Here is a 7458-nt window from a genome sequence, read left to right as displayed (position 1 = left end):
TACTGACTAAAATTTTTACCCATTATTTAAAGATCCTATTCTAGAGCTTCAACTCATTATCATCATTCCATAAACCATAGGAGAGATAGCATCAATTTTCTTTCCGTGCTTGTTCACTATTCTCTCAGCTATTCAAGCAAGAAACGCACTTTATGACCCGGAGGGCAAATATCAAGATATTGAGTTACCTGATCAAATGAACTAACTGATTGAGCTTCAGCCTGACTCGCTATACCACAATCTTTGGCTGATTGAACCTATACCCAAGCGTATTAACATACCAGCACTACAACACAGCAAAATCTTTTTCATCCCGCTCTCCAGTTGTATTTTTAAATCATATTGGTGATATGAAAATTGTAACCAAATAAAACAAAAGTAAAAGCGCAACCGGTTGCATTAACGTGAAGAGCTTCTCATTTCAAATAGTAAGTTTATATTTGAGATTTCAAAAAACAGAAAAAACAATTTAAACCCAATAAGTTTAACTCCCCTTCATAATTGGGATATGACTCGAAATATTAATGCGATAAAAGTATACCCAGAGTAATTCATTGCATAGTGACGCGCAGTTAGAGAATAACACTATGGATTATATCAATAAAAATCAGTGCTAATAATGTTAGGCAATACAGGGCTAACTAATAGTATTGAGCCAGAGAATAATATTGATTACCAACCAACCAATATGGAATAACGAAATGAAAAAGACACTTTTGTCCATACTATGTACCGGTGCAATCCTTGCTACATCTGCGACAGCACAGGCCGCGCCTAAAGGCACTATTTATCTAACATTTGATGATGGCATTGTGAACGCAACGATTCCTGTTGTTGATATTTTAAATGAAGCAGGCGTGAAAGGGACCTTCTATGTCAATGCCTGGCACCTTGACGGTATTGCAGACGAAAACGAAGACAAAGCTCTGGAAGCCCTTCAGTACCTGCTTGATTCCGGGCACGTTGTAGCAAACCATAGTTATGATCACATGGTACATAACTGTGTCGAAGAATTTGGCCCGAATAGCGCAGCCGAGTGTAATGCAACAGGTAACCACCAGCTCAACTCCTACCAGGATCCTGTTTTCGATGCGTCAATGTTTGACAAAAACATCACTGTTATCGAGTCATATATTCCAAACATTGACTCGTACCCGAACTACAAAGGCCATAATTTAGCCCGTATGCCATACACTAATGGCTGGCGAGTAGCGAAGGAATTCAAAAGCGACGGTTTGTGTGCAACATCTGATGACTTCAAACCTTGGGAACCAGGATTTGTCTGTGATCCAGAAAACCCTTCTAACAGTGTAAAAGCGGGTATGGCCGCAACCGATATCCTGGCTAACAAGAACTACCAAATTCATGGCTGGGATCTGGACTGGGCACCCGAGAACTGGGGGATTCCAATGCCAGCGAACAGCCTGACAGAAGCCGATGCATTCTTAGGCTATGTTGATGCAGCACTAAATGCTTGTGCACCAACCACAATCGAGCCTATTAACTCAAAGTCACAGACTTTCCCTTGTGGCACACCGCTGCATGCTGACAAAGTCATAGTCCTGACCCATGACTTCCTGTTCGAAGATGGCAAACGTGGTATGGGCGCGACTAAGAACCTGCCAAAACTGGCTAAGTTCCTCAAGATCGCAAAAGAAGCCGGATATGTATTTGACACAATCGACAACTACACCCCAGCCTGGACAGTCGGCAAGTCCTATGCTGAAGGCGATTATGCAATGCACGACAACATTCTCTACAAAGCGATTGTTGCCCACACCGCACAGGCCGACTGGGCACCATCATCAACTTCAAGCCTATGGGTAAACAGCATGCCACGTACCCTGTGGACTGTTAATGTTAGCTATGTGGTAGGTGATGTTGTTACCTATAAGGGCGAGCGCTATGAAGTGACTTCAGCTCATATTTCTCAGGCTAAGTGGACACCTGATACAGAGCCTACACTGTTCGTTAAGCTATAATCGCACCTGGCTGACAGAGCAACATCAATCCACAGCGTGTATGCCGATGGCATACGCGCTGTGTCTGTTTAGTATATTTTGACTTTATCTTGAAATGACAAACAGCAGAAACAAAAAAGCCTCAGCGTTAGCTGAGGCTTTTTTGTTAAATCTTGGTGCCCGAGGACGGACTTGAACCGTCACTCCCGAAGGAAACGGATTTTGAATCCGTCGTGTATACCAATTTCACCACTCGGGCAGATGCGGGTCATTATACGTATCGAAGCACCATGCGCAAGCATTTATTCAATGCCGGCCATGTATCTGCGCTCGCCTGCTTTATATTTGACCAACAATCACTTAGCAAGGCTAAACATTGTGCAGCAAGACAGTTACCTAAAATAGCTGCGTAACAAACTAAAGCTATCACGAAGCCATAGCTTTTTATTTCCAAAGACAAATTGGTGCGGCCACAGCGATGACAGGAAGCCATGACGTCGACTTATTTGCAAAACAGTGTCCTCACCAATCTTGATCTCAATATAAGGACAAATCACAGTTAAATGAGACAAAGAGGCCTTGGTATGGAGCGTCCGAGGCAGCTGCGACAGAACCCGGGCAACAGAGGCTAGGGTGGCCAGCCTTGTCAACGTCAATAACATGCAGTCTTCCCGGGCGTCGAGATGGATTGCCTCGCCATCCACCTCGATGTCCAGCTGACCCTGAATATTCAATGGCACCATACTAGTCCAGGTTTCGTCCCCGGATACTGATACTGCCATTAAACTTCCAGACCGAATGATCCGGTTTATCACCTGCTCCGCTGGGAACACTGACCTCGACATTATGGAAATCATACGTCAACTCCGCATGCCGCTCAGTCAACTTGTCATAAAGCGCTCCCGCCAAGTCCGGCCAGTTGGTCGTATTCTTCACTTCTTCAGCCATTAGGTTTCTCCTCATTAACTCACAGGGGCCTGAAAATTAAGGATAGCTGCTAAACGTCAATCCAGCGGCTTTTCCCTTCTCATTTCCGAAAGCCAAGTGATTCACGCCATCAACGTTAGTTGTTACACTCCGTCCTGAAGTCTGTTCAGCCGAAACGTTATTATGCGGCCCACTCGCATCCGCGTTGCGGCTTCCTCAGTAGCGAAACAACAGAGCTGACAAACCAATAGAGACGTGGTGAATTGATGAAACAGAAGAAACAACAGGACGTTAAACTGACCAAGCAATATCCGGGGCTTTTTCGCCGCCTGGGGGCATGGCTTTACGACTCTCTGGTCGTGGCTGCCGTACTGATGCTCGCTGGCGGGGCAGCGATGGCATGTGTCGCTATCTTGCTCAACCTCGGCATACTCAACCTCGGCGACTATCAGGATGCGAGTGCCTATCTTACCGAGCACCCTGTTGTAAGCATGTTTTACACGGCTTATCTGGCCCTCGTCATTATTGGCTTCTTCACCTATTTTTGGTGCCGTGGCGGACAGACAATCGGCATGCGGGCCTGGAAGTTGCGGCTGCAAAACAAAGACGGAAGCAATATTCGCCTGACTCAGGCGTTGATCCGAATAGGTACCTCGGCATTTGGCCTCGGCAACCTTCTGGCCCCTTTTAACAAAGAAAAGCAGTCCTTTCAGGATATGATGGCCGAATGCGAAATGATTATGCTCCCTAAGCCAAACTAACAGTATTAAAAAAGGAGCCGACTGGCTCCTTTTCTCTTCTATAGTTTCCGCCTTAGCAGATAAATAGTTATAAACAGGAACACCAGACTCGGGCCAAGTGCACCGATCATCGGATGAAGCCGGTAAACGATACTCATCGGGCCAAACACTTCGTTAGATATATAGAAGGCAAAACCAAATATTACCCCGGAGAGTACCCTTGCCCCCATCGTTACCGAGCGTAGCGGCCCGAAAACAAAAGACAGCGCCAGCAGCATCATAACGGCAATGGATACAGGTTGAAGCGCCTTACGCCAGAAGGCTAATTCATAGCGCGCCGCATCCTGTTTTGACTCTTTCAGGTATGAAACATATTCATATACCCCGGACAAGGCCAGCTCCTCCGGCTTTACAGTAACCACTGCCAGCTTGTCTGGGGTCAGTGTCGTCTTCCAAGGCAGCGTGGCATACTTCGTGTTCGACTGCTGAACATCAGTAATATCGGTAATGGTTACGTCTTCCAGCAGCCATCCTTCCTGCTCATGGTAGGAAGCACTATTGGCAAACCACGTTTGGGCCAACTCATTGTTGTCATCAAACTGCCAGACATTTACCGCATTCAAGTTGCTCTTCTCATGAACCTGGCCGATATAGATATAGTCATTAGCATCTTTGGCCCATACGCCCCGCTGAACAGACAGCATGCTTCCGCCCGATGTCCACAAAGCACGCAGTTCACGGGCCGCCTTCTGCGCTTCAGGCGCACCCCACTGACCCAGTAACGTAACGATGAGCATCAGCGGTACCGCCGTTTTTAGCACCGACAGTCCGATATCCAGCTTGGAATAACCAGCCGCCTGCATCACAACCAGCTCGGAGCTGGATGCCAATGTCCCCAAGCCAATCAACGCGCCAAGCAATACGGCCATCGGGAAAAACATCTCGATATCACGCGGGGCACTGAGCAAAACAAAAGCCAGCGCCTTCCAGAGATCATAAGTGCCCTCACCGACCTTGCGCAGTTGCTCAACGTATTTAATGATCGCCGACAGCCCCACCAAAGTGGACAGCGTCAGCGTCGTGGTAGCGATGATCGTTCGGCCAATGTACAAGTCCAGAATCTTAAACACTAGCCGCGTCTCCTTAATTTCTCTCTCATCTGTCTAACCGGCAAGGTATCCCAAACATTTAACCCCACAGCAATGAGGAATATCATTAAGTTAATGCTCCACAGACCAATGGCCGGCGGTAGCCCCCCGTCTTCAACCGCCGATTTACCGGCACTGATTGACAGAAAGTAAGTCAGATAAATCAATACCGCCGGGAACAGCTTGGCAAAGCGCCCCTGACGCGGGTTCACCGCAGACAACGGTACAACCACCATGGTCAGCAAAGGAATACAGAGGAACAGCGATACCCGCCACTGGAATTCGGCCTTTGCCGCCAGTTCAGGACGCTGCATCAGTTCAAGCGTCGGCAACGCATCCCAGTCGCGGCTTTTCTCGCGTACCGCACGCTGGCCAATCAGCGCCTGATAGCCATCAAACTCCGTTACCGAATAATCAAGACGAGTCGGAAAACCCTCATAGCGTGTGCCTGCCTGAAGATCCAATACCTGACGGCCATCTTCCAGCTCACTGACATAACCCCGCTCTGCCACCATAACACTCGGCCGCATGGTATCCCGCGCGGTAACCTGGGCGACAAAAACATTATGCAGACGGGTACCACTATCGGTGATGTCATCAACAAACACCACGCCTTTACCGTCAGGCGCCGCCTGGAACTGCCCCTTAACCAACAGCTCCAGACCGGAGTCCGCTTCAACCTGCTCCATCACCTTGGTTTCCTGCTCGACAGACCAGGGCGCCAGCCACAGCGAGTTAAAGGCAGCAAACGAGCCTGTGATCACCGCCAGCCATAACGCCGCCTGGATCAGGAACTTATTCCCAATACCCGTCGCATTCATCACGGTGATTTCACTTTCGGCATACAATCGGCCAAAAGTCAGCAAAATCCCGATATAGAGGCTAAGTGGTAACATCAACAATGCCATTGACGGCATATACAGCCCCATCAAGGTCAAGATCAAATCACTGGGAATTGAACCCTCTGTGGCTGAAGCCAAAACTCGAATAAATTTTTGGCTGATAAAGACAAGAAAAAGAACAAAAAGAACCGCGAATTGACTCTTTAATGTCTCACGTGTCAAATACCGAACAATAATCACGCTTTATATACCCATAGAAAACTTGTTTTTTTGCTGGAATCACTATAGTTTTTCGGTTAAGTAGTTATTTTTTAATCTTTCGGCTAAATGTTAACCTGCACTTTAATCCTATACCGAAACGGCGGTCCAGCAAGTAAGTGCGGTATTATCTAACATTTGGCTCTAATTGTCTTTATAGGATGTAGGAGTACGCATGGAGTTCAGTGTAAAAAGTGGTAGCCCCGAGAAACAGCGAAGTGCCTGTATTGTCGTCGGCGTCTTCGAACCACGTCGCCTCTCTCCAATTGCCGAGCAACTCGATAAAATCAGTGACGGCTATATCAGCTCCCTGCTGCGTCGTGGCGATTTAGAGGGTAAGCCGGGTCAGATGCTGCTGCTTCACCATGTACCAAACGTATTATCAGAGCGTGTATTACTGGTTGGTTGTGGTAAAGAGCGTGAACTTGATGAGCGTCAGTACAAGCAAATCATCAAGAAAACTATCAGCACCCTAAACGAAACCGGTTCGATGGAAGCCGTCTGCTTCCTGACAGAACTGCACGTCAAAGGCCGTGATACCTACTGGAAGGTACGCCAGGCAGTAGAAACGACCAAAGACAGCCTTTACACCTTTAATCAGTTCAAGAGCAACAAGCCGGAAACTCGCCGTCCGCTGCGCAAGCTGGTATTCAATGTCCCGACCCGCCGCGAGCTGTCGCTGGGTGAGCGTGCGATTGCCCACGGTCTGGCTGTTGCCTCAGGTGTGAAAGCCGGTAAAGATCTGGGCAATATGCCACCAAACGTGGCAAACCCTGCCTATCTGGCCTCACAGGCTCGTCGCCTGGCGGATGACTTTGAAACAGTCAGCACCAAGATCATCGGCGAGCAGGAAATGAAAGAGCTGGGTATGACATCTTACCTGGCGGTTGGCCAAGGCTCGAAAAACGAAGCCATGATGTCGGTGATCGAGTACAAGGGCAGTCCGGATCCTGATGCCAAGCCTATTGTCCTGGTCGGTAAAGGACTGACATTTGACTCCGGCGGTATTTCTATCAAGCCATCAGCCCAGATGGACGAGATGAAGTACGACATGTGCGGTGCAGCAACCGTCTTCGGTGCCATGAAGTCGCTGGCCAAGCTGAACCTGCCGATTAACGTCGTTGGTATCCTGGCTGGCTGTGAGAACATGCCGGGAGGCAATGCCTACCGTCCGGGCGATATCCTCACCACCATGTCTGGCCAGACAGTCGAAGTGCTGAACACCGATGCCGAGGGCCGTCTGGTGCTGTGTGATGCCCTGACGTATGTTGAGCGTTTCGAACCAGAATGCGTTGTCGACGTAGCCACCCTGACCGGTGCCTGTGTGGTTGCCCTTGGCAACCACATCAGCGGTTTGATTGCCAACCATAACCCTCTTGCTCATGAGCTGATCAATGCTTCCGAACAGGCGGGTGACCGCGCGTGGCGCCTGCCGATGTCAGATGAATACCAAGAGCAACTGAACAGCCCGTTTGCCGATATGGCGAACCTGGGCTCGCCAGGTGCCGGTACCATTACAGCAGGCTGCTTCCTGTCCCGCTTCACCAAGAAGTATAACTGGGCGCACCTGGATATCGCAGGT

Annotated in this window: 7 protein-coding genes and 1 tRNA gene; 3 read left to right on the top strand and 5 right to left on the bottom strand. The window is 48.8% G+C overall.

The features are described 5' to 3' along the window. Positions 1-701: 701 nt before the first annotated feature. Positions 702-1982: a carbohydrate-binding protein gene (locus MHN01_RS10775; protein ID WP_239411360.1), complete on the top strand. Its 1281-nt coding sequence runs from the start codon at positions 702-704 to the stop codon at positions 1980-1982. 153 nt (positions 1983-2135) lie between these two features. Here MHN01_RS10775 and MHN01_RS10770 read toward each other — a convergent pair. The 3 genes from MHN01_RS10770 to MHN01_RS10760 all read right to left on the bottom strand — a co-directional run bounded on the left by MHN01_RS10770 (position 2136) and on the right by MHN01_RS10760 (position 2909). Continuing rightward, positions 2136-2220: transfer RNA gene (locus tag MHN01_RS10770), tRNA-Leu, on the bottom strand. A 133-nt stretch (positions 2221-2353) separates the two neighbouring features. Further along, positions 2354-2743, bottom strand: coding sequence for a hypothetical protein (locus MHN01_RS10765; protein ID WP_239411359.1), 390 nt, complete (start codon positions 2741-2743; stop codon positions 2354-2356). Continuing rightward, on the bottom strand, positions 2706-2909 hold the full coding sequence (locus MHN01_RS10760) for a hypothetical protein (protein ID WP_075767049.1): 204 nt from the start codon (positions 2907-2909) through the stop codon (positions 2706-2708). Before MHN01_RS10760 ends, MHN01_RS10765 begins: the two co-directional genes overlap by 38 nt. 245 nt (positions 2910-3154) lie before the next feature. Between MHN01_RS10760 and MHN01_RS10755 the strand changes: the two genes are divergently transcribed. Beyond that, positions 3155-3649: an RDD family protein gene (locus tag MHN01_RS10755; protein ID WP_239411358.1), complete on the top strand. Its 495-nt coding sequence runs from the start codon at positions 3155-3157 to the stop codon at positions 3647-3649. A gap of 38 nt (positions 3650-3687) precedes the next feature. On the opposite strand, the gene lptG is transcribed toward MHN01_RS10755, so the two are convergent. After that, on the bottom strand, positions 3688-4758 hold the full coding sequence (gene lptG / locus MHN01_RS10750) for an LPS export ABC transporter permease LptG (RefSeq protein WP_239411357.1): 1071 nt from the start codon (positions 4756-4758) through the stop codon (positions 3688-3690). Continuing rightward, positions 4758-5858 carry an LPS export ABC transporter permease LptF gene (lptF, locus tag MHN01_RS10745; RefSeq protein ID WP_239411356.1) on the bottom strand — a complete coding sequence of 367 codons (1101 nt, stop codon included), beginning with the start codon at positions 5856-5858 and terminating at the stop codon, positions 4758-4760. Before lptF ends, lptG begins: the two co-directional genes overlap by 1 nt. 193 nt (positions 5859-6051) lie before the next feature. Between lptF and pepA the strand changes: the two genes are divergently transcribed. Next, positions 6052-7458: leucyl aminopeptidase (pepA, locus tag MHN01_RS10740; RefSeq protein ID WP_239411355.1), on the top strand; the 1407-nt coding region annotated here is incomplete at its 3' end.

It is taken from the genome of Photobacterium sp. OFAV2-7 (assembly GCF_022347985.1).
Classification (GTDB): Bacteria; Pseudomonadota; Gammaproteobacteria; order Enterobacterales; family Vibrionaceae; genus Photobacterium.
Note: the sequence above shows the minus strand (reverse complement) of the source record. Positions and strands in the feature narration are given on the sequence as shown.